The following is a 21,525-nucleotide window of genomic DNA, read 5'->3' as shown; positions in this document are numbered from 1 at the left end:
CGATAGGAGCCCAGCAACATGACCAAGCAGCATTCGTTCCCGATGTTTCGTCCGCGCGCGTGTTTCGTTGCGCTCGCCGGCGCGTTCGCGCTGTCGGCCGCGGTGCCCGCGTTCGCGCAGCAGACCGCGGTGATGGCGGTGGATTCGACGTTCACGACGATGGACCCGTACGACGCGAACGACACGGTGTCGCAGGCCGTCGTCAAGTCGTTCTACCAGGGGCTGTTCGGCTTCGACAAGGACATGAAGCTCGTCAACGTGCTGGCGACCGGCTACGACGCGAGCCCCGATGCGAAGGTCTACACGATCAAGCTGCGCCAGGGCGTGAAGTTCCACGACGGCACCGATTTCAACGCGGCGGCCGTGAAGGCGAACTTCGACCGCGTGACCGATCCCGCGAACCACCTGAAGCGCTACAACATGTTCCGCGTGATCGAGAAGACCGAAGTGGTCGATCCATACACGGTGAAGATCACGCTGCGCGAGCCGTTCTCGGCGCTGATCAACACGCTTGCGCACCCGTCGGCCGTGATGATCTCGCCGGCTGCGCTGAAGAAGTGGGGCCGCGACATCGCGCTGCATCCGGTCGGCACGGGCCCGTTCGAGTTCGTCGAATGGAAGCAGACCGACGACCTGAAGGTGAAGAAGTTCGCCGGCTACTGGAAGAAGGGCTATCCGAAGATCGACGCGATCGACTGGAAGCCGGTGGTCGACAACAACACGCGCGCCGCGCTGATCAAGACGGGTGAAGCCGATTTCGCGTTCCGCATCCCGTTCGAGCAGGCGGTCGACCTGAAGGGCAACCCGAAGGTCGACATCGTGGAGCGGCCGTCGATCGTGCAGCGCTACGTGTCGCTGAACATGCTGCAGAAGCCGTTCGACAATCCGAAGGTGCGGCAGGCGCTGAACTACGCGGTGAACAAGGAAGCGCTCGCGAAGGTCGCCTTCTCCGGCTTCGCGACGCCGTCGACCGGCGTGGTGCCGCAGGGTGTCGACTACGCGACGAAGCTGGGCCCGTGGCCGTACGACCCGGCGAAGGCGCGCGCGCTGCTGAAGGAAGCCGGCTATCCGAACGGCTTCGAGACGACGCTGTGGTCCGCCTATAACAACTCGACGTCGCAGAAGGCGATCCAGTTCGTGCAGCAGCAGCTCGCGCAGGTCGGCGTGAAGGTGCAGGTGCAGGCGCTGGAAGCCGGCGAGCGCGTCGCGAAGGTCGAGAGCGCGCCGGATCCGGCGAAGGCGCCGGTGCGGATGTACTACATCGGCTGGTCGTCGTCGACGGGTGAAGCGAACTGGGCGATCACGCCGCTGCTCGCCGGCGCGTCGGCGCCGCCGAAGCTCGTCAACACCGCGTACTACAAGAACGACACGGTCGACGGCGACCTGACGAAGGCGCTCGAGACGGTCGATCGCGCGAAGAAGGCCGACCTCTACGCCGATGCGCAGAAGCAGATCTGGACCGATGCGCCGTGGATCTTCCTCGTGCAGGAGAAGATCGTGTATGCACGCAGCAAGCGGTTGCAGGGCGCATACGTGATGCCGGACGGCTCATTCAATTTCGACGAAATCTCGCTGAAATGACAGTGATGATGACGGCGGTTCGTCCGCCATGCGGTGCCGGCGGCGCAAGCCGCCGGCACGCTGATTCGATCGGTGCCCCATGCTGAATTTTCTCGTCAAACGCCTGTTCGGCCTGCTGCCCACGCTCGCGATCGTCGCGGTGCTGGTGTTCCTGTTCGTCCACCTGCTGCCGGGCGATCCGGCGCGGCTCGCGGCCGGCCCCGAAGCCGACGATGCGACGGTCGCGCTCGTGCGTGCCGATCTCGGGCTCGACCGGCCGCTACCCGCGCAGTTCGTGACCTTCTTCACGAAGATCGCGCACGGCGACTTCGGCATGTCGACGCGCAGCAAGCGGCCGGTCTCGACCGAGATCGGCGAACGCTTCATGCCGACGCTGATGCTGACGCTCGTCAGCATGGTGTGGGCGACGGCGTTCGGGATGGCGATCGGGATCGCGTCGGCGGTGTGGCGCAACCGCTGGCCGGACCGCCTCGGCATGACGCTGGCGGTGTCGGGCATCTCGTTTCCCGCGTTCGCGCTCGGCATGCTGCTGATGGAAATCTTCTCGGTGAAGCTCGGCTGGCTGCCGGTCGTGCCGGACGGCTCGTGGAAAAGCTACGTGCTGCCGTCGCTGACGCTCGGCGCCGCGGTCGCGGCCGTGATGGCGCGCTTCACGCGTGCGTCGTTCGTCGAGGTGCTGAACGAGGATTTCGTGCGCACCGCGCGCGCGAAGGGCGTGCACGAGCCGATGGTGGTGCTCAAGCACTGCCTGCGCAACGCGATGATCCCGGTCGTCACGATGATGGGGCTGCAGTTCGGCTTTTTGCTCGGCGGCTCGATCGTCGTCGAGGTCGTGTTCAACTGGCCGGGGCTCGGGCGCCTGCTCGTCGACGCGGTGACGATGCGCGACTACCCCGTGATCCAGGCGATCGTGCTGCTGTTTTCGCTCGAGTTCATCCTGATCAACCTGACCGTCGACGTGCTGTATGCGGTCATCAACCCGACCATCCGGTTCAAGTGAGGCGCCCATGAACGCGACAGTCCAGACCGCGGCGCCGGCCGCACCCGCCGCGATCCGCACGCCGTGGCGCGAATTCTGGCGCAAGTTCCGCAAGCAGACCGTCGCGCTCGTCGCGGGCGGCTTCGTGCTGGCGCTCGTCGTGCTGGCGTTCGTCGGCCCGCACATCGTGCCGTTCGATCCGGAGAACTATTTCGACTACGATGCGCTGAATGCGGGGCCGTCGGCCGTGCACTGGTTCGGCGTCGATTCGCTCGGTCGCGACATCTTCAGCCGGATCGTCGCCGGCACGCGCATCTCGCTCGCGGCCGGCTTCTTCTCGGTCGCGCTCGGCGCGGTGATCGGCACGTTCTTCGGGCTGCTCGCCGGTTACTACGAAGGCTGGTGGGACCGCATCACGATGCGTGTGGCCGACGTGCTGTTCGCGTTCCCGGGCATCCTGCTCGCGATCGGCGTGGTCGCGATCCTCGGCAACGGGATGGTCAACGTGATCTGCGCGGTCGCGATCTTCAGCATCCCGGCGTTCGCACGGCTGGTGCGCGGCAACACGCTGATGCTCAAGCACATGACTTATGTCGAAGCCGCGGGCAGCATCGGCGCGTCGGACTGGACGATCATCATGCGGCACATCCTGCCGGGCACCGTGTCGTCGGTCGTCGTCTACTTCACGATGCGGATCGGCACGTCGATCATCACGGCCGCGAGCCTGTCGTTCCTCGGGCTCGGCGCGCAGCCGCCGACGCCGGAGTGGGGCGCGATGCTCAACGAGGCGCGTGCGGACATGGTGACGGCGCCGCACATCGCGATCTTCCCGAGCCTCGCGATCTTCCTGACCGTGCTCGCGTTCAACCTGCTCGGCGACGGGCTGCGCGACGCGCTCGATCCGAAGCTGGAGCGCCGCTGATGCGCACTTCACCGATGTGGACGGCGACGCTGCCGGCCGGGCCGCGCGGCACGATCGCCGACGTGCCGGGCGTGACGGTCGGCCATTGCACGCTCAATGCCGGCAACGTGCAGACGGGCGTGACCGTCGTGAAGCCGCATCCGGGCGACGTGTACCGCAGCAAGGTGCCGGCGGGGGTTGCCGTGATCAACGGGTTCGGCAAGAGTGTCGGGCTCGTGCAGGTCGAGGAACTCGGCATGCTCGATACGCCGATCGCGCTGACCAATACGTTCGGCGTCGGCGCGGTCGCGCAGGCGCAGATTCGCGCGGCGATCGCGGCGAATCCGCAGATCGGCCGCGACTGGTCGACCGTCAACCCGCTGGTGTTCGAGTGCAACGACGGCTATCTGAACGATATCCAGGCGTTCGCGGTCACGGCCGCGCATTACGACGACGCGTGCCGCACGGCGTCGCGTGACGTCGCACGCGGCGCGGTGGGTGCCGGGCGCGGGATGTCGAGCTTCGACCTGAAGGGCGGGCTCGGTTCGGCGTCGCGCGTCGCCGTCGCGGCCGGGCGGCCTTATACGGTCGGCGCGCTGGTGCTCGCGAATTTCGGCCGGCTGCCGATGCTGACGCTCGGCGGCGTGCCGCTCGGGCGCATCGTCGCGCAACGTCGTGCGGCCGAGGCTGCGCACGCGGCACCGCCCGAGCAGGGCTCGATCATCCTGTTGCTGGCCACCGATGCGCCGCTCGATGCGCGGCAACTATCGCGGCTCGCGCGCCGCGCGGGCGCGGGGCTGGCCCGCACGGGCTCGGTCTACGGGCACGGCAGCGGTGACATCGCGCTTGCCTTCTCCACCGCTTACACGATCGCGCACGACGCGTCGACGGTCGCGCTGCCGGCCCTCGTCGCCGATGCGGCGCTCGATCCGCTGTTCATGGCCGCGGCCGAAAGCGTCGAGCACGCCATCGCCGATGCATTGCTGCAGGCCGTGACGGTGGCCGGGCGCGACGGCCATGTGCGGCAATCGCTGCGCGATGCGGTGCCCGATCTCGACTCTCTGCTCAACGCACACCGTCCCAACCATTCATGAAGATCCTGATTTCGACCGACATCGAAGGCGTCGCCGGCGTGTTCGCCACCGAGCAGACGCGCGCCGGCAATCCGGAATACGAGCGTGCGCGTCGCTGGATGACCGCCGAGGCGAACGCGGCGATCGAAGGCGCGTTCATGGGCGGTGCGCAGGCGGTGTGGGTCAACGATTCGCATGGCGGCTTCCGCAACCTGCTGCCCGACGGGCTCGATGCGCGTGCGCGCGTCGTGCTCGGCAAGCCGCGCACGCTCGGGATGATGGCGGGCCTCGAACAGCAGCCCGACCTCGTGTTCATGATCGGCTATCACGCGAAATCGCAGACCCACGGCGTACTCGCGCACACGATCAACAGCTTTGCGTTCACGCAGGTATGGCTGAACGGCATCGAACTCGGCGAAGCCGGGCTGTACGGCGCGCTGGCGCGGGAATACGGCGCGCACGTCGCGCTGGCCACGGGCGACGACGTATTCGCCGAGGAAACGCAGCCGCTGTTTCCGGATGCGCATTTCGAGACGGTCAAGACGGCCGGCGGCGCATCGAGCGGCGACACGCTCACGCCCGCCGCGTCGTGTGCGCGGATCGCAACGGCTGCGCGCGAAGCGGTCGCGCACGCACTGTCGGCAGGTGTGCGCGCCGGCGCCCATCGGCCCGCGCCGGCCGCTTGCACGCTGCGCGTGCAGACGGCGGCGCTGGCCGACCTGTTCTGCGTGCTGCCGTCGCTGGCGCGCGTCGATGCGGTGACGCTGCGCTTCGACGGGCCTTCGGTCGAGCACGCGGTGCGCACGCTGAACAGTCTGTCGGCGATGTCGTTCATGCTGCGGTGATGCGGGTCAACGCCATGCTGCCTGCGCGCCGCGCGTCGTCAGTGGTCGCCGGCGGGGCTCGCTTTCACGGCGAGCAGGAACGCTTCCATCGCCGCGACCAGCGCGAGCGGCGTCTCGTTCATCGGGTAGTGGCCCGCATTGCGCAGCACGTCGACGGTGGCGAGCGGATAGCGCCGCAGGTAGGTGCGGGCCATCAGCGCCGCGTCGAACGCCGGATCGTGCTCGCCGATCAGCACTTTCACCGGATGGATGCCGGCGATCTCGTCGCTGAAATCCGTGTCGGCCCACGCGCGGAAATACGCGCCGAACGCCGTCGGCGACGAACGGGCTGCCGAATACGCGGCTTTCCACTCGACCCAGGCGGCGGGCAGCCGGCCGCCGGTGCTGCGATCGATGATGGTCCGGCGATCGGCGACGTGGTTGGCGGCGCGTTCGAATAGCGCGCGCTTCTCCGCGTCGAACGGCAGGCCGCCGCACGGCACGGGCGTGATCGGTACCAGCGCGCGCACGCGCCCGGGCGCGATGACGGCGATTTTCTCGGCCGCCATCGCGCCCATCGAGTGACCGACGACGCTGAAGGTCGCGAAATCGAGTGCGTCGGCCAGCGCGAGCGTGTCGGCGGCGATCTCGTCGATCGTGTAGCGGCCCGCCGAGTCGCGCATCTGGCCGTAACCTCGGTAGTCCATGAATACATAGCTGAAGTGGTCACGCGACAGCCACGCTTCGACGGGTTCGAACGCGTGGGCGTCGCCGAACCAGCCGGGCAGTACAAGAACAGGGTGGGGGCCGTTCCCCACGCGATGAAACGTATTCGGCATGTCCGCTCCGATGCAGTAAACCGGCCGATCAGGCCGACGGGTCTTGCGGCCGTCAGGTCGCGCAAGGGTGGAGCGGATCGTAAATCGCGCGAAGGAGACCCGCCTTCGATATCGGGTCATTGATGATGGAATTCGGGCCGTGAGAAATACGCTGCTAGATCCCTACGAAAACATTCCCCGGAGCGTGGTCGTGACCGCCAACGACTATGCGGCGGGCACGACGTTTCCGGCGCATGCGCACGGGCGCGGGCAATTCGCGTTCGCGTCGCGCGGCACGATCAGCGTGTCGACGCCGCATGGGCGCTGGCTGGTGCCGCCGCAGCGCGCGTGCTGGGTGCCGGCCGGCGTGCGACACGAAATGACGATGACCGGGCCGGTCACGATGCTCAACACGTTCGTGTCCGGCGACGCTGCGCGGGAGGCGGGCCTGCCCGAACAGTGCGGTGTCTATGGCGTGTCCGCGCTGCTGCGGCAACTGATCGACGATGCGATCGACCTGCCGGCCCTGTATGACGTCGACGGGCGCGCGGGCAAGCTGATGGCGCTGCTGGTCGCGGAAATCGCGACGATGCCGCGCCTGTCGCTGCATGCGCCGCTGCCGGCCGACGCACGGCTGGCGAAGGTGTGCCGGCATCTGTTCGCGTCGCCGTCGATCGCGGCCGATCTCGACCAGGTGGCCGCCGATGCAGGCGTGAGCCGCCGCACGTTCACTCGGCAGTTTCGCGCGCAGACGGGGGTGAGTTTTGCCGCATGGCGCCAGCAGGTGTGCATGCTCGCGGCGATCGCGCGCTTGAGCGACGGGCAGCCGGTGACGCGCGTCGCGCTCGATCTCGGGTACGCGAGCGCCAGCGCGTTCACGTCGGCGTTTCGCCGCATTCTGGGCGATACGCCGAGCCGCTATCTGGAGATTCGGCGCTAACCGGAGGGAGTCGGCGCACGCCAGGCCGGTGTGTCGGCTGCCGCCAAAAAATACGCGCCTGCCAACTTCGGTCAGACGCGTTTAAAGGCACTCGGTCAGAAAAAGTGCGCGCACAGCCTGCGGGGCGGTGTCGCGCATTACAGGCGTAATTGTTGCCGATCGTGATTCAATTGCATGGCCACGTTGTGGATAACGAAGAATACGCCGCATAACGCGCAAACGATATCCTGCCGAATCGACAAGTTGTGTGCAGTCGCAGCATGCGTTTCAATCGCGCGTTCGCTACAGGGGGCGGAAGCTCGCGATAACGGGCATCGGCACTCATGGCCCGGCGCGATGCGCCGCAGCATCGAATGAGGACGGCGGAACACGAAAAACGCCGCGTGGCGCGATGCCTGTCGGTATCGCGCCACGCGGCGGTGCGGTAGCGAGCGAAGCCGGCGTGCGCCGGCACGCGCGTCACACGTCGAAGAACACGGTTTCGTCCGGCCCCTGCATGCGGATGTCGAAGCGATAGACGACCGGGCGGCCCGGCTGCGCGTCGCGTTTCGCGACGAGCGTCGCGCGGCGCTCGGCCGGCACGGCGTTCAGCACGGGGTCGGCTGCGTTCGCGGCGGCTTCGTCGTCGAAGTACACGCGCGTGAACGCGTGGGTGAGGATCCCGCGCATCATCACGGTCACGTTGATGTGCGGCGCTTCGTCGGCGGCGATGCGGCCCGGCTTCACCGTCTCGACGACGAAGCGCTGCTGCGCATCGGTGCCGGTGCCGACTCGCGCGAAGCCGGTGAAGCCGGATTTCGCGATGTCGTCGCGCGACGCGGGGTAGCGGCCCGCGCCGTCCACCTGCGTGAATTCGAGCACCGCGTCGCCGACGACGTTGCCGTCACCGTCGAACACCTGGCCGACCAGCAGCACGTGCTCGCCTTCGGCGTGTGCCGCAGCGATCGTCGGCGTGAACAGGCTCTTCAGGTCGTAGTCGTATTGCTGGGGGCACAGGCCGTATGCGAAGTACGGGCCGACCGTCTGCGAAGGGGTTTGCTTCAGCGTTGTCATGGTTCAGCGCTCCATCGGGGTGGCGTCGCGGCCGCGCAGCACGATGTCGAATTCGTAGCCGAGCGCATAGCCTTCTTCGGTGATGTCCATCGAGAAGCGCGAGATCAGGCGATCGCGCGCGGCCTCGGGCGTGCCCTGGAAGATCGGGTCGTACGCGAGCAGCGGGTCGCCGGGGAAGTACATCTGCGTGACGAGGCGCGAGCCGAAGTAATCGCCGAACAGCGAGAAGTGGATGTGATTCGGGCGCCACGCGTTCGGATGGTTGCCCCACGGGTACGCGCCGGGCTTGATCGTCAGGAAGCGGTAGCGGCCTTCGCTGTCGGTCAGGCAGCGGCCCGCGCCGAGGAAGTTCGGGTCGAGCGGCGCGTCGTGCTGGTCGACCTTGTGCACGTAGCGGCCGGCCGCGTTCGCTTGCCACACCTCGACGAGCGTGTTGCGCACGGGCTTGCCGCCTTCGTCGAGCACGCGGCCCGTGACGACCATGCGTTCGCCGAGCGGCTCGCCGTTCTTCACCGCGTTCTTCGTCAGGTCATGGTCGAGTGCGCCGAGATCCTCGGCGCCGTAGACGGGCGCGTACTGGTCGCGGAGCTTCTCCTTCAGTGGGATCAGCGGGCGCGTCGGGCCGCGCTTCACGGACGAACGGTACTCGGGGTGGACATAGGCCGGATGCGACGGCCAGTCGCGCGGCGTGAGGATCGTGGGGGAATCCATCGGGTGTCTCCTGATAGGTATTTCGCGAAGGGGATGGCAGGACTTTAGCTAATCCGGAAAGTTATGCAAAATGACCTTTTTTCGCGAATCGCATAACTGTTCGTTATGTTTGACGCGCCAATGAAAATTCCGCCGGACAGGATGCCTGTCCGGCGGAAAAAGCGATCGGGCTTCGCGTCGTCGGTGACGACCCCGTGCACGGCCCTCCAGCCAGCCCGTCGCTGCTTTTTTGTGTTGTCGTTCTTGTTGTTGTCGGGTCTCCCTGAGCGCCTGTTATGACTGGCGGCCGGGATCGAACACGATCCCGTCGAATTCGAGTGCCAGCGTGCCGCTGCGCAGCAGTGCAGCCGGCGTCGCGTCCCGGTCGGCGCCGAGCACGTCGCTCACGTAGTTCGCGCAGAACCCGCGCCGCGTCCGCAGGTTGAAGCGGTTGCCGAGCAGCGCGTCGATCCGCCGTTCAGCCGTTGAATGAATCCGGCGCTGCGCATCGGTGGTCGGTGCCGCGACGCGACGGGCCAGCGCGATGCGTCCGCCGTCGGTCCGGGCGACGAAGCGCGACAGCGGCGTGAGCTTCGTCCACGCAAACGCCGATTCGGCGATTACGGGCTCGTCGCCCGATGTGTCGACGACGATGCCGAAGCGATTGGCCCACGCACCCGTCGCGCCTGCCGCGTCGCGCGGCGCATTCGCCGGCACGCGGATGAACACGATATCCCCGACGTGCGCGCTGGCGGCCAGCGTGCGGAGCGTGGCGAGCGGGATCGTGCGATCCGTGTCGCGGGCATCGCGCGGGGCGGTGTGATGCGATTCGTAGGCAGCGGTTTCGGTTCGGGTGGTCATTTCGGCTCCGTCGTTCGGTGACAGCACGGAGCGGATTATGCAGACAAGTATCTGAAAGTGTTCGTCTGCGTGCTCAGGTAGCCTAATATCTGACCTGTAGCATCATTTTTCGATACCAAAATGACCGAAACCGCCCAACTTATCGACATGCTGAAGCGCCAGTTGAAGGCGCAGGGCATGACCTACCGCGACGTCGCACGTGCGCTCGACGTCTCCGAGACAAGCGTGAAGCGGCTGTTCGCCAGCGGCCGGTTTACGCTGGAGCGGGTCGTGGAGATCGCCCAACTGCTCGGCTATACGCTGGCCGAACTCGTGCAGGAGGCGTCCGCGTCGGCGCCGAGGCTGCACGTGCTGACCGAGCAGCAGGAGGCGCTGCTCGTGTCGGACGACAAGCTGCTGCTCGTTGCCGTGTGCGCGATCAACTACTGGACCGTAGAGGACATCGTGTCGACCTATCAGGTGACGAAGGCCGAGTGCGTGAAATACCTGCTGATGCTCGACCGCATGAACGTCGTCGCGCTGTTGCCGGGCGACCGGATTCGCGTGCGCGTCGCGCGCGATTTCGACTGGCTGCCCGGCGGCCCGATCCGCCGTTACTTCCATGCGCACGCACTCGGCGATTTCCTCGACAGCCGCTTCGACGGGGAAGGCGAGACGATGACGTTCTCGCAGGGGATGCTGACCGAGGCTGCGTCCGCGGAGCTCGAACTGGAGCTGCGCCGGCTGCGCAGCAAGGCGGCCGCGCTCCATGCGGAATCGTCGTCCGCACCGCTCGCGCAAAAGCACGGCACCAGCTTGCTGATCGCGAAGCGGATGTGGGAGCCGGCCGGTTTCCAGGCACTGCGGCGTCACGCATGATGCAGCGTCGAGTGCTTGGGACTATCCGGAAAGTTATGCAAAATGGCATTTCATCGTCAATCGCATAACGAGTCGTTATGAATAACCGTATCGCCGACGGCCGCGTCAAGTTCCGGCACCTGCAGTGCTTTCTTGCGGTCGCGCAGTTGGGCGGTGTGCAGAAGGCGGCCGAAAGCCTGTCGATCACGCAGCCGGCCGTGTCGAAGACGATTGCTGAGCTGGAGGCGATCCTCGGCGTGAAGCTGTTCGAGCGTGGCCGTCAGGGGGCGCAGCCGACCCGCGAGGCGCAGCTGTTCATGCCGCACGCGAACGCGTGCGTGCTGGCGCTGCGGCAGGGCGTCGGGTTGCTCGCGCGCGAAGGCGGGGCCGCCGCGGCGACGCTGGAAATCGGCATGCTGCCGACCGTCGCGGCATCGCTCGCGCCCGCGTTGATGAAGGCGCTCGCCGAGCGCTGGCCGCGCGTCGTCGTGCGGATCGCGACGGCCGCGAACGCCGATCTGCTCGAGCGCCTGAAGTCCGGTGCGATCGAGTGTGCGATCGGGCGGCTGTCGGAGCCGGAGCGGATGATCGGGCTCGCGTTCGAGCAGTTGTACAACGAGCCGCTCGTCGCGGTCGTGCGTGCAGGGCATCCGCTGCTGTCGAGCGCGGCGCCGGCCACCGAACTCGCGCGCTATCCGGTCGTGCTGCCGCCGTACGGCACGCTGATCCGCCAGTCCGCCGAGCAACTGCTCGGTGCATGCGGCGCGCCGCCGCTGGACTCGTTCATCGAGGTGCTGTCGGTATCGGTCGCGCGAGCGCTGGCGCTCGAGAACGACGCGGTGTGGTTCGTGCCGCTCTATGCGGCCGAATACGATCTGTCGGCCGGTGCGCTGGCGCGCCTGCCGCTGCCGTCCGCGGGTACCGACGAGCCGGTCGGGCTCATTCTGCGCACCGATGCGCAGCCGTCGCCGGTCGCACGGACGCTGATCGATGCCGTGCGCGAGATCGCACGATCACGGTTCGGCGACAAGCACCCGCACCGGACGCCACGCGCCGCGCGCAAGCCGGGGCGCGGCAATCCCTGATCCTTCGGGCCGGGTGGCAAGCCTGGCTCGGTTCCTGTCTCCGCTTCCGGACCGGCCATCCGGCCAGTAGCCGTCCTCGTGGTGCTTGGCATATCGTATCGTTTTTGGTACGATTGGTGTCAAGACGATGACGAGACAGCAGATCCAGGTCACGCTCGGCGTGCGGTTCTTTCGCACGGCCCGTGGCAACGAGCCGGTGCGCGAATGGCTCAAGGCGCTCGGGCAAGCGGAGCGAAGGGCGATCGGCGAAGAGATCAAGACCGTTCAACTCGGCTGGCCGCTCGGCATGCCGCTGGTCCGGAAGATGGCGCGGGATCTGTGGGAGATCCGCGTGATGCTGCCGGGGCGGAGCGCTCGCGTGCTGTTTACAGTCGTGGGCGACACGATGGTCCTGCTGCATGGCTTCTTCAAGCAGTCGCGGGCCACGCCGTCGGACGACCTCGACGTCACCGTCGCGCGCCTGAAGGCGCTGACGCACGCCATTTGAATTTCCGGTTGTGCCTGAACGCACCGTCTCCGACGGTCGGGCAGCCGGCAACGCCATGCACAGGAGTACGACATGACGACCACGAATAATCCGCATATCGGCAGCGACTTCGATACCTTCCTCGAAGAGGACGGCAATCTCGAAGCGGCCACCGCCACCGCGATCAAGCGCGTGATCGCGTGGCAGATCGGGCAGGAGATGAAGGCGCAGCACATCACGAAAACCGCGATGGCCGCACGGATGAAGACCAGCCGCGCCGCGCTCAACCGGCTGCTCGACGAAACCGACACGAGCCTCACGCTGGCGACGCTCGCGAGCGCGGCCACCGCACTCGGCAAGCGGCTCAGCTTCGAGCTGGTGCCGGCCTGACGGGCGTGAAGGATCGGCGGACGGCCGAGTCCGCGCCCCCGCGCGTGATGCGCGCGGCGGAGTGCGCGGCGGAGTGCACGGCGATCCGGCCGGCAATCCGGCCAGCGCTTTGGCCATCGGTTCGGTCATGATCAGTCCGCGCGTCGCCGCAAACAGGCGAGTGTCGGCCCGAGCACGCATGGCGGGTCACTGACGCGGCCCGGCCACCTGCAGATACAGCAGCGCACCGCCCGCGAGCAGCAACGGGCACAGGATGTACCAGCCCGTCGCCAGGAACAGCCCGGCGACCGCGACCAGCGAAATCCATGCACAACGGCGCGCGATGCCGCCACGTGGCAGCAGTTTCAGCGCGGCGGCCGCGCCGAGCCCGTACACCATCACGAAGCACCCGGACGTGACGAGCACGAGGGGCTTCGGCCCGACGTCCGTCAGCGTCGTCGCAGCCAGTGCGACAACGGCGAGCGTGGCGATCACGCCGAGGCTGCGGCGCGGCACGCCGCCGACCTGGCTGCCTTGCGCGAGCCACGCGGGCAACGCGCCGTCGCGCCCGAGCGCCGCGCCGAGCTTGGCGGCGCCCGCGAAATACGCGTTCATCGTGCCGAGCGTGAGCAGCACCGCGGCCGCGGCGGCCAGCACCTGCGCATGACCGCCGATGCCGCCCGCGATCAGTTCGGCGAGGGGCGCCCCCGATCCGCCCGCGGACGGCCCGAGCACCGTCACGCTCGCGGCTGCAACCGACAGATACAGGAACCCGACCACCACGACGGCGATACCGGCCGAGCGCGGCATGTCGTGCGCGGGCCGGCGGAATTCGGCCGCGAGATGCGTGATCGCTTCCCAGCCGGCGAAACTCCACACGAGCAGCGCGGCCGCCTGGCCGACCGCGAGCCAGCCGTGCGGCGCGAACGGATGCAGGTTCTCCGTGCGCGCATGCGGCGCGGAGGCGAGTACCGCGGCGAGCAGCAGCGTGACGAGCAGCGCTGACAACACGAGCTGCATGCGGCCTGACACGGTGACGCCGAATGCATTCGCGGCCGACACGGTCGCGATCAGCGCGGCAGCCGTAACGACGACGGTCGTGTGCCCGCCACCGGTGACGGCCGCGACGTATGCGCCACCGAACATCGCGGCCGCCGGTGCACCGGCCGGTACAGCGAAGTAGAAGCACCATCCGACGATAGCCGCGGCCTTCGGGCCGAATGCACGCCGGGCGTAGGTCGAGACGCCGCCTGCGTCGGGATAGCGCGCGCCGAGTGCGGCGAAGGTGGCGGCGAGCGGCCCGGACAGCACGACCAGCGCGGCCCATGCGAGCAGCGATGCCGGGCCCGCAACTTCCGCGGCGAGCGCGGGCAACGCGATCACGCCGGTGCCGAGCACGGCGCCGATATACAGCGCGGCGCCCTGGAAAATCGTCAGCGAGCCCGCGTGATGCACGGCGGGCGAATCGACATGCGAGGGCATGGACAGCAGTCTCCGGAAGTTTCGTTGTGTTTGGGCGCGCGCGTCCGCGCGGAAAATCGTTCGATGCTACCCGAACGACGCCGGCAGCGCGCCCCGGTGATCAGTAGTCCGTGCGGTGTCGTGTGTCGGCTGATGTCAGCAGTGCCGCGCGAGCCGCAGGCGGGCGTCCTCGCGGGCAGCGGGCGATAGCTCGGGCGCGTAGTGGAACGCTCCCGAAACCAGCGATGCGACCGGCACGCCGTCGCGGAACAGCACGCGATTGCCGGCCAGCGCGGGCACCTTGTCGCCAGGCAGCAGCGTGCCGGCGAGATTCAGCGGATCGGCGCCCGTCACGCACACGTACTGTCCGTCGCCCGGTTGCCGCCGCAGTTCGCGCAGGATCGGAATCGCTTCGGGCAGCGCGAACTGTTCGCCCGCGAGCCCGGCGACGAAGCGTCCGCCGCGAATCTCTCCGCGCGCCTCGAGGTGCTGCAGCACACGCACGAGTTCGCGCCAGCTCGGCAGCCAGTCGGCCTCGCGTTCGAGCAGCCGCCAGAACACGACGCCGTAACGGCGCAGCAGCGTCCATGCGATGTGTTCGAGCGCATCGGGGTCGGTTGCGACCTGGCCGCGTTTCGGCACGGGCGCATCGTCCGGCGGCGCTTGACGTTGCACGAGCGCCCAGCGGCCCGCGTCGTCCATCCCGCCGATCAGCGCGCCGCCGCGCCGTGTGCGTGGCGCATAAGTCGCGCTGCGCTTGACGGCGGGCTTCAACAGCGCACGCAGGCCCGCGTAGCTGTCCGCATTCACGAGGCCGGCCGACACGAGTTCGCCGAGCGCCTGTTCGAGTTCGACGGGCAGCATGTGCAGGTCGTCGAGCAGCGCATCGAAGAACATCGCGCCGTGCGCGGCGAGGGCATCGCGCACCTGTGCGGCGCGCGCGGACAGTGCCGGTTGCGCATCGGGATCGCGCAGCGCCTGCCACGCGGACAGGTGGCGACGCGGCAGCAGCACGATCGGCGTCGTCTTCACGGGTGTGCCGGCCGTGCGCGCCGGTGCGCCGATGCGCGTCCACACGAGCTTGCCGGAGCGACACAGCTCGTCGAGCCCGCCTGCCATGTAGTCGGTGAGCCGAGCGGGCAGCAGCGCGTCTTCCCAGGCGCTTGCCGCGGCCTCGTAGCCTTCGAGCTGTTCGACCACGGCCGCGAGTGCGTCGCGGCCCGTGCCGCGCGTGTCGGGCGTCAGGTGTTGCCAGTGGAACAGGAAGCGCATGAAATCGGCGCGCTCGACCGGCTCGATCTCGCGGCGCAGCCGCTTCACCGTATAGCGATGAATGCGCGCAAGCAGATGGCGTTCGCACCATTCGTCCGTCGTCGCGCCCGGCGTGAACCGGCCGCGCATCACATAGCCTTCGCGCTCCAGCGCCGCAAGTGCCGTCGCGATCGACGCAGGCGGCAGCCCGAGCGGTGTCGCAATCGCGTCGAGGGCAAGCGGGCCGAAGCCGGTGAGCCGCGCGCGGATCACGTCGACGAGTGCGGCATCCGCTTCCCACGGCTGCGCGCAGGCAGCCGGCACCTTGAGCGCCGGCGCGGTGTGCGCGTCGGGATGCAGCGCACGCACGCACACGAGCCGTTCGACCGGCACCCACAGGGCGGCACCGTTCGGCGCGACGAGTCTTGTTGCGCGGTGGCGTTCGGCGAGCGTCGCGAGCCGGTCGGGCCAGCCTTCGTGTGCGCGTGCTTCGCTATCGGCGATGCACGCGAGCGTGAGCAGCGCGTCGTGCATTTCGTCGGCATCGCGCACGAGCGGCCACGCTTCGTCGCGCACTGCGTCGATCGCGTCGGCGTCGAGCGCGCCGAGATCGTCGGCCGATTCGGGATCGCTCCAGCGGCGCGACTGCACGGCCTGCGTGCGGCGTTCCTCGAGCGGTGCATCGTCGAGGAACGCGTAGGGTTTCGCGTTCAGGATCTCGGCCGCGAGCGGCGACGGCGCGGGCAGGTCGCGCGCGACGAGCTCGATCGCGCCGCTTTCGATCCGGCGCAGCAGCGCAAGCCAGCCGTCGGAGTCCATCGCGTCGTGCAGGCAGTCGTCGAGCGTCTGGTCGACGAGCGGGTGATGCGGTATCTCGCGCTCGCCGACAATGTTCTCGAGGCACGCGGCCTGATCGGGGAACACGGTCGCGAGCAGGTCGTCGCTCTTCATCCGCTGCAGTTGCGGCGCGGTGCGCTTGCCGCCGGTGAAGCGCGGCAGCGCGAGCGCGGTCGTCGCGTTCCAGCGCCAGCGCACACCGAACATCGGCGCGTCGAGCAGGGCCTGGATCAGTACGTGCTCGGCGCTCGCCGGACGCAGGTAGCGCCACACTTCGTCGAGCGCGAAGCTGTGCGCGAGCGACAGCGACAGGATGATCGCGTCGTCGGTCGCGGCCGCCTGCAGCTCGAAGTTGAAGCTGCGGCAGAAGCGCTTGCGCAGCGCGAGCCCCCAGGCGCGGTTGATGCGGCTGCCGAACGGCGAATGGATGACGAGCTGCGTGCCGCCCGATTCGTCGAAGAAACGCTCCATCACGAGCGTGTCCTGCGTCGGCAGTGCGCCGAGTGCGGCGCGCGTGCGGGCCAGGTAGTCGGCGATCTGGTGCGCGGCGTCGGGCGACAGGTGAAGATCGTCGACGAGCCAGCGCAACGCCGGTGCGAGGCGGCTGTCGGCCGGGCAGGCAGCCGCGGCACGGGCGCCGTCGTTTCGTACACTGATCGCGGCTTCGGCTTCGGCTTCGGCTTCGGCTTCGGCTTCGGCTTCAACACGTCGCGTCGATTTTGCACCGCCCTTGGTCCTGGCTTGGGTCGTCGCCTTGACTCCAGCCGCCGTCTTCCCGCCAATGCCGACGTCAGTGCGCTTGCCGCCTCCGGCATGCCCTTGCCGATCGCCTTCGGCGAGCAGTCCGTCGAGCCGCGCGCGCAGCCGGCCGACCGCCGCCGACAGCTCGTCGCTGCGCCCCGGCGCCTCGCCGAGCCAGAACGGGATGTTCGGCGACTGCCCCTGCGCGTCCTCGACGCGCACGCGGCCCGTTTCCACGCGAATGATCCGGTACGACTGGTTGCCCAGCTGGAACACGTCGCCCGCGAGACTCTCGATCGCGAAATCCTCGTTGACGGTGCCGACCTGGATGCCCTGCGGTTCGAGCAGCACCGCGTAGTCGGCCATGTCGGGGATCGTGCCGCCCGACGTGGTGGCGGTCATCATCGCGTTGCGGCGCCCGCGCACGGTGCCGCCGACAATATCGCGATGCAGGTAGGCACCGCGCACGCCGCGCCGGCTCGTGAAGCCTTCGGCGAGCATCTTCATCACTTCGTCGAAGCGCTCGCGCGTCAGCCGTGCGTACGGCGCCGCGCGTGTGAAGCTCGCATACAGCGCGTCTTCCTGCCATTCCGTGCATGCCACTTCGGCGACGATCTGTTGCGCGAGCACGTCGAGCGGCGCTTCGGGAATGCGCAGCGTGTCGAGTTCGCCGCGCTGCACGCAATCGAGCAGCGCCGCGCACTCGACGAGTTCGTCGCGCGACAGCGGGAACAGCCGGCCTTTCGGTACGCCGCCGACATGGTGCCCGGAGCGGCCGACGCGCTGGAGGAACGGTGCGATCCCGCGCGGCGAGCCGACCTGGCAGACGAGATCGACGTCGCCGATATCGATGCCGAGTTCGAGCGATGCGGTGGCGACGAGCAGCTTCAGTTCGCCTCGCTTCAGGCGCTGCTCGGCGTCGAAGCGGTGCTCCTTCGCGAGGCTGCCGTGATGGGCGGCGATCGCTTCCTTGCCCAGCCGGTCGGCGAGATGGCGCGCCATGCGCTCGGCGGTGCGCCGTGTGTTGACGAACACCAGCGTCGTGCGATGCGTGGCCGCGAGCCCGGCGATGCGGTCGTACACCTGTTCCCACACGTCGGTTGCCATCACGGGCTCGAGCGGCACGTTCGGCAGTTCGAGCGCGAGGTCGCGCTCGCGCGTGTGGCCGGTGTCGATGATCGTGCAGTCACGCGGCGCGTCGGCCGGGCCGCCTACCAGGAAGCGCGCGACCGCGTCGATCGGCTTTTGCGTGGCCGACAGCCCGATCCGCGGCAGCGCACGCCCGGCCAGCGCGTCGAGACGCTCGAGCGACAACGCGAGATGGCTGCCGCGCTTCGACGACGCGAGCGCATGGATTTCGTCGACGATGACCGAGCGCACGTTCGACAGCATCTGCCGCCCCGACGTGGACGACAGCAGCACGTACAGCGACTCGGGCGTCGTGACGAGGATGTGCGGCGCGCGCTTTCGCAGCGCGGCGCGCTCGGCCTGCGTCGTGTCGCCGGTGCGCACGGCGGTGCGGATCGCCGGCACCGGCAGGCCGAGTTGCGCGAGCGATTCGGCGATGCCGGCAAGCGGCGCATCGAGGTTCACGTGGATGTCGTTCGACAGCGCTTTCAGCGGCGACACGTACACGACGAGCGTCGCGTCGGGCAGCGTGCCGTCGTGCGCCAGCGCATCGCGCACCAGCTCGTCGAGCGCGCACAGGAACGCGGTGAGCGTCTTGCCGGAACCCGTCGGCGCGGCGACCAGCGTCGAGCGCCCGGCCTTGATGTGCGGCCACGCAAGCGCCTGCGCGCCGGTGGGCGCGGCGAACGTGCGCCGGAACCACGCGGCGACGGCCGGGTGGAACACGTCGAGCGCACTGGCGGCAGGGCGGGTAGCGGTGACGTCCATCTGAGCGTTGAAATGGGGTGCAAGCGGGGTGCAAGCGCGCGGAGGGCGCGCGCACGAATCGAATCGTCAGTGTGCCAGACGCCGCGCGGGCGTGCCGGGCACGCGTGTCTACGATTCGAATTCAGATGGGGGCCGTCACCGCACTTTCAACGAACGGAAAGTTGCATGTGCGCCGGCACGCCGATCGCGCGCCGAATTGCGTCAAATTGCAACTAAACGCGATTCAGCCAGCCGAGCCAGTGTTCGAGCAGCGGCGCGCGCGACCACAGCGACTGCGCGAGCCACAGCGTGCCGCCCCATGCGGCGGCCACGACGATCAGGTCGCAATGCCCGCTGTTCCACAGGTTGAGCGAGTGACGCCGCCAGATCCACGGCACGCCGAGCGGGTTCGGCCAGTCGGCAAGCAGGTGCATCAAGCCGCCGCATGCGAAGCCGAACAGCGGCGCGGCCCACAGTGGATGCGGATGATGGATGAGCCCGTGCCACCCGAACGCAAGCAGGGCGATCCAGCCGATGCCCCAGTGCGTGATGGTGCGATGCGTGATCCACAGGCGGCGCTTGCGGCTCCACCATGCGACTTCGAGCCAGTCGGGCGCGGTGCCGCCCGCGACGCCCGCCGCGAATGCGGCGAACAGACCCGAGTGCCACGGGCCGGTCGCACCGGTTTGTGCGACGAGGACGGCGGCGGCGACGCCGGCCGCGATGCCGGACGCATGATGCGCATTGTGTGATGCCATACGAAGCGAGACGAAGAAACGTGAAGCGGGGCGCGCACGAAAAATGATGCAGCGCGAAAGCGGGGCGCTATCTTCGCAGATCGGCCCGTGCTGCGGGAGGGACGTTTGCAGATTTTTTTGCGAGCGCCACGTGGCCCGCTGCGCAGTTCGCAACTTTCGGTTTTGTGCGCCGCGTGATGACGCGCATCGCGCGCCATTTCGGCCGATGCGCATGCATGTTCGGAAGCCGCAGCGTGACCGGGCGCACACAACGGATGTGCTTTCGTTGCACGCGACGTGTTCGACCCTTTTTGTCCCCCTATACTACGAAACCGGATGTGGCCGTCGGCGCGCCAGCGGCCATGAGCGGAACAGGTGCTTTTTCTGCCTGAAGGAGATCCACATGGGGGACATGCAATGACTACGCTGAATCGCTTCAAATCATCCGCTGTCGTGCTCGCGACGGTGGCCGGCATCGGTTTCCTGCCGAACGCGCCCGTCTATGCGAAAGGGCCGCAGCCCGCGGTCCTGACGAGCTCGGCGGTCGCGGTGGCCGACAAGTACAGCGCGGATGCCGCGGAGCGGATCTTCAAGGAAGGCGGCAACGCGATCGACGCGGCCGTCGCGATCGCATTCACGCTCGCCGTCACGTATCCGGAAGCCGGCAACATCGGCGGTGGCGGCTTCATGACGATCTACAAGGACGGCAAGCCGTACTTCATCGACTACCGCGAGCGTGCGCCGCTCGCCGCGACGAAGGACATGTATCTCGACAAGGACGGCAACGTCGTCAAGGGCATGAGCCTGTACGGCCCGCGCGCGGTCGGCGTGCCGGGTACGGTCGCGGGCATGTGGGAAGCGCAGAAGCGCTTCGGCAAGCTGAAGTGGAAGCAGGTGCTCGCGCCGGCGATCCACTACGCGCGCGATGGCTTCGTCGTCGACGAACAGCTCGCGCAGCGCGGCGTCGATGCATCGAAGGAGTTCGGCGGCAAGACCAACTTCGACAAGTATTTCTCCGGGCTGAAGGCCGGCGTGAACTTCAAGCAGCCGGATCTCGCCGATGTGCTCACGCGTATCGCGAACGACGGCGCGGAAGGTTTCTACAAGGGCAAGACGGCCGAGTTGATCGCCGCGTCGATGAAGACCGGCGACGGCAACGGGCTGATCACCACCGAGGATCTCGCGCAGTACCGCGCGGTGTGGCGCCAGCCGGTGCAGGCGAAGTGGAACGGCTATGACGTGATCACCGCGCCGCCTCCGAGCTCGGGCGGCATCGGCCTCGTGCAGCTGCTGAAGATGAAGGCCGACCTCAAGCAGGACTTCGAGGGCGTGAAGCTCAACTCGCCGCAGTACATCCACCTCGTCGCGGAAATCGAGAAGCGCGTGTTCGCCGATCGTGCGCAGTATCTCGGCGATCCGGATTTCTACAAGGTGCCGATCGCGCAGCTGACCGACGACGCCTACATCGCGAAGCGGGCGGGCGAAGTCAACCCGAAGGAGCCGTCGGATACGAAGAGCGTGCAGCCGGGCCTCGGCACGACGATGCCGGAGAAGGCCGAAACGACGCACTTCTCGGTGGTCGACAAGTGGGGCAACGCGGTGTCGAACACGTACACGATCAACGGCTATTTCGGCTCGGGCGTGATCGCCGACGGCACGGGCATCGTGCTGAACGACGAGATGGACGACTTCTCCGCGAAGCCGGGCGTCGCGAACATGTTCGGCGTGGTCGGCAGCGACGCGAACGCGATCGAACCGAAGAAGCGCCCGCTGTCGTCGATGTCGCCGACGATCATGACCAAGGACGGCAAGGTGTCGCTCGTGATCGGCACGCCGGGCGGTTCGCGGATCTTCACGTCGATCTTCCAGGTGATCAACAACATCTACGACTTCAAGATGCCGTTGAAGGAGGCCGTCGGCGCGATGCGCTTCCATCACCAGCTGCTGCCGCCGAACACGATCTTCTGGGAGCCGTACCACCCGATCGAAGGCGAACTCGCGAAGCAGATCGAGGCGCGCGGCTACACGCTGAAGGGGCAGGATTTCAGCGGCGACATCCAGGTGATCAAGATCGACGGCAAGACGCCGGAAGCGATGGCCGACCCGCGCGGGCGGGGGGTGACGCGGATCATTCACTGACGTGAAG

General features: G+C 67.9%; 18 protein-coding genes. 11 read left to right on the top strand and 7 right to left on the bottom strand.

All coding sequences use genetic code 11. From position 1 onward, the window contains the following. Window positions 1-18: 18 nt before the first annotated feature. The 5 genes from gsiB to LGN17_RS01270 all read left to right on the top strand — a co-directional run bounded on the left by gsiB (window position 19) and on the right by LGN17_RS01270 (window position 5,379). The gene (gsiB, locus tag LGN17_RS01290) at window positions 19-1,581 is read left to right on the top strand and encodes a glutathione ABC transporter substrate-binding protein GsiB (protein ID WP_226194833.1); all 1,563 of its coding nucleotides are present in this window, start codon (window positions 19-21) and stop codon (window positions 1,579-1,581) included. 79 nt (window positions 1,582-1,660) lie between these two features. Continuing rightward, window positions 1,661-2,581, top strand: coding sequence for a glutathione ABC transporter permease GsiC (gsiC, locus tag LGN17_RS01285; RefSeq protein ID WP_226194832.1), 921 nt, complete (start codon window positions 1,661-1,663; stop codon window positions 2,579-2,581). A 7-nt stretch (window positions 2,582-2,588) separates the two neighbouring features. Further along, window positions 2,589-3,482, top strand: a complete 894-nt coding sequence (gsiD, locus tag LGN17_RS01280) for a glutathione ABC transporter permease GsiD (RefSeq protein ID WP_226194831.1) — start codon at window positions 2,589-2,591, stop codon at window positions 3,480-3,482. Beyond that, window positions 3,482-4,555: a P1 family peptidase gene (locus LGN17_RS01275; protein ID WP_226194830.1), complete on the top strand. Its 1,074-nt coding sequence runs from the start codon at window positions 3,482-3,484 to the stop codon at window positions 4,553-4,555. Before gsiD ends, LGN17_RS01275 begins: the two co-directional genes overlap by 1 nt. Next, on the top strand, window positions 4,552-5,379 hold the full coding sequence (locus tag LGN17_RS01270) for a M55 family metallopeptidase (RefSeq protein WP_226194829.1): 828 nt from the start codon (window positions 4,552-4,554) through the stop codon (window positions 5,377-5,379). The genes LGN17_RS01275 and LGN17_RS01270 overlap by 4 nt, the downstream gene beginning before the upstream one ends. A 38-nt stretch (window positions 5,380-5,417) precedes the next feature. Here the strand turns inward: LGN17_RS01270 and LGN17_RS01265 are convergent, their stop codons facing one another. Next, window positions 5,418-6,197, bottom strand: coding sequence for an alpha/beta fold hydrolase (locus LGN17_RS01265; RefSeq protein ID WP_226194828.1), 780 nt, complete (start codon window positions 6,195-6,197; stop codon window positions 5,418-5,420). A 139-nt stretch (window positions 6,198-6,336) separates the two neighbouring features. Between LGN17_RS01265 and LGN17_RS01260 the strand changes: the two genes are divergently transcribed. After that, the gene (locus LGN17_RS01260) at window positions 6,337-7,116 is read left to right on the top strand and encodes an AraC family transcriptional regulator (RefSeq protein WP_226194827.1); all 780 of its coding nucleotides are present in this window, start codon (window positions 6,337-6,339) and stop codon (window positions 7,114-7,116) included. Between the two features lie 459 nt (window positions 7,117-7,575). Here LGN17_RS01260 and pcaG read toward each other — a convergent pair whose 3' ends face one another. From pcaG to LGN17_RS01245, 3 genes are all read right to left on the bottom strand, one after another. Beyond that, entirely contained in the window at window positions 7,576-8,169 is a 594-nt protein-coding gene (pcaG, locus tag LGN17_RS01255; protein ID WP_085037803.1) for a protocatechuate 3,4-dioxygenase subunit alpha, read from the bottom strand. Window positions 8,170-8,172: 3 nt separating this feature from the next. Further along, entirely contained in the window at window positions 8,173-8,880 is a 708-nt protein-coding gene (gene pcaH, locus LGN17_RS01250) for a protocatechuate 3,4-dioxygenase subunit beta (protein WP_175950514.1), read from the bottom strand. 273 nt (window positions 8,881-9,153) lie between these two features. Beyond that, window positions 9,154-9,720, bottom strand: a complete 567-nt coding sequence (locus tag LGN17_RS01245) for a YiiX/YebB-like N1pC/P60 family cysteine hydrolase (RefSeq protein WP_226194826.1) — start codon at window positions 9,718-9,720, stop codon at window positions 9,154-9,156. A gap of 120 nt (window positions 9,721-9,840) precedes the next feature. Here LGN17_RS01245 and LGN17_RS01240 point away from each other — a divergent pair, with 120 nt between their 5' ends. The 4 genes from LGN17_RS01240 to LGN17_RS01225 all read left to right on the top strand — a co-directional run bounded on the left by LGN17_RS01240 (window position 9,841) and on the right by LGN17_RS01225 (window position 12,498). Continuing rightward, on the top strand, window positions 9,841-10,578 hold the full coding sequence (locus LGN17_RS01240; protein ID WP_226194825.1) for a helix-turn-helix domain-containing protein: 738 nt from the start codon (window positions 9,841-9,843) through the stop codon (window positions 10,576-10,578). 77 nt (window positions 10,579-10,655) lie between these two features. Then, window positions 10,656-11,642, top strand: coding sequence for a pca operon transcription factor PcaQ (pcaQ, locus tag LGN17_RS01235; RefSeq protein WP_226194824.1), 987 nt, complete (start codon window positions 10,656-10,658; stop codon window positions 11,640-11,642). Window positions 11,643-11,769: 127 nt separating this feature from the next. Further along, window positions 11,770-12,129 carry a type II toxin-antitoxin system RelE/ParE family toxin gene (locus LGN17_RS01230; protein ID WP_175950510.1) on the top strand — a complete coding sequence of 120 codons (360 nt, stop codon included), beginning with the start codon at window positions 11,770-11,772 and terminating at the stop codon, window positions 12,127-12,129. Window positions 12,130-12,201: 72 nt separating this feature from the next. Further along, window positions 12,202-12,498 carry an XRE family transcriptional regulator gene (locus LGN17_RS01225; RefSeq protein WP_011658604.1) on the top strand — a complete coding sequence of 99 codons (297 nt, stop codon included), beginning with the start codon at window positions 12,202-12,204 and terminating at the stop codon, window positions 12,496-12,498. A gap of 186 nt (window positions 12,499-12,684) precedes the next feature. On the opposite strand, the gene LGN17_RS01220 is transcribed toward LGN17_RS01225, so the two are convergent. The 3 genes from LGN17_RS01220 to LGN17_RS01210 all read right to left on the bottom strand — a co-directional run bounded on the left by LGN17_RS01220 (window position 12,685) and on the right by LGN17_RS01210 (window position 19,400). Continuing rightward, complete coding sequence (locus tag LGN17_RS01220) at window positions 12,685-13,959, bottom strand: APC family permease (protein ID WP_226194823.1); 1,275 nt, start codon at window positions 13,957-13,959, stop codon at window positions 12,685-12,687. 135 nt (window positions 13,960-14,094) lie between these two features. Continuing rightward, entirely contained in the window at window positions 14,095-18,663 is a 4,569-nt protein-coding gene (locus LGN17_RS01215; protein ID WP_226194822.1) for a DEAD/DEAH box helicase, read from the bottom strand. A 212-nt stretch (window positions 18,664-18,875) separates the two neighbouring features. After that, a complete protein-coding gene (locus LGN17_RS01210; protein ID WP_226194821.1) occupies window positions 18,876-19,400 on the bottom strand; it encodes a metal-dependent hydrolase in 525 nt (174 codons plus the stop codon). 396 nt (window positions 19,401-19,796) lie between these two features. Here LGN17_RS01210 and ggt point away from each other — a divergent pair, with 396 nt between their 5' ends. Next, entirely contained in the window at window positions 19,797-21,518 is a 1,722-nt protein-coding gene (gene ggt / locus LGN17_RS01205) for a gamma-glutamyltransferase (protein ID WP_206144661.1), read from the top strand. The last annotated feature ends 7 nt before the right edge of the window (window positions 21,519-21,525 follow it).

This window comes from Burkholderia sp. AU30280, from assembly GCF_020420125.1.
Lineage (GTDB): Bacteria > Pseudomonadota > Gammaproteobacteria > Burkholderiales > Burkholderiaceae > Burkholderia.
Note: the sequence above shows the minus strand (reverse complement) of the source record. Positions and strands in the feature narration are given on the sequence as shown.

Excerpts from the sequence above, each read along its gene's own strand:
- pcaG (WP_085037803.1), bottom strand. The coding sequence starts at position 8,169 with ATGACAACGCTGAAGCAAACCCCTTCGCAGACGGTCGGCCCGTACTTC.
- pcaH (WP_175950514.1), bottom strand. The coding sequence starts at position 8,880 with ATGGATTCCCCCACGATCCTCACGCCGCGCGACTGGCCGTCGCATCCG.
- LGN17_RS01265 (WP_226194828.1), bottom strand. The coding sequence starts at position 6,197 with ATGCCGAATACGTTTCATCGCGTGGGGAACGGCCCCCACCCTGTTCTT.
- LGN17_RS01225 (WP_011658604.1), top strand. The coding sequence starts at position 12,202 with ATGACGACCACGAATAATCCGCATATCGGCAGCGACTTCGATACCTTC.
- LGN17_RS01230 (WP_175950510.1), top strand. The coding sequence starts at position 11,770 with ATGACGAGACAGCAGATCCAGGTCACGCTCGGCGTGCGGTTCTTTCGC.
- LGN17_RS01220 (WP_226194823.1), bottom strand. The coding sequence starts at position 13,959 with ATGCCCTCGCATGTCGATTCGCCCGCCGTGCATCACGCGGGCTCGCTG.
- gsiD (WP_226194831.1), top strand. The coding sequence starts at position 2,589 with ATGAACGCGACAGTCCAGACCGCGGCGCCGGCCGCACCCGCCGCGATC.
- LGN17_RS01245 (WP_226194826.1), bottom strand. The coding sequence starts at position 9,720 with ATGACCACCCGAACCGAAACCGCTGCCTACGAATCGCATCACACCGCC.
- ggt (WP_206144661.1), top strand. The coding sequence starts at position 19,797 with ATGACTACGCTGAATCGCTTCAAATCATCCGCTGTCGTGCTCGCGACG.
- LGN17_RS01270 (WP_226194829.1), top strand. The coding sequence starts at position 4,552 with ATGAAGATCCTGATTTCGACCGACATCGAAGGCGTCGCCGGCGTGTTC.
- LGN17_RS01210 (WP_226194821.1), bottom strand. The coding sequence starts at position 19,400 with ATGGCATCACACAATGCGCATCATGCGTCCGGCATCGCGGCCGGCGTC.
- pcaQ (WP_226194824.1), top strand. The coding sequence starts at position 10,656 with ATGAATAACCGTATCGCCGACGGCCGCGTCAAGTTCCGGCACCTGCAG.
- LGN17_RS01275 (WP_226194830.1), top strand. The coding sequence starts at position 3,482 with ATGCGCACTTCACCGATGTGGACGGCGACGCTGCCGGCCGGGCCGCGC.
- gsiC (WP_226194832.1), top strand. The coding sequence starts at position 1,661 with ATGCTGAATTTTCTCGTCAAACGCCTGTTCGGCCTGCTGCCCACGCTC.
- LGN17_RS01215 (WP_226194822.1), bottom strand. The coding sequence starts at position 18,663 with ATGGACGTCACCGCTACCCGCCCTGCCGCCAGTGCGCTCGACGTGTTC.
- LGN17_RS01240 (WP_226194825.1), top strand. The coding sequence starts at position 9,841 with ATGACCGAAACCGCCCAACTTATCGACATGCTGAAGCGCCAGTTGAAG.
- gsiB (WP_226194833.1), top strand. The coding sequence starts at position 19 with ATGACCAAGCAGCATTCGTTCCCGATGTTTCGTCCGCGCGCGTGTTTC.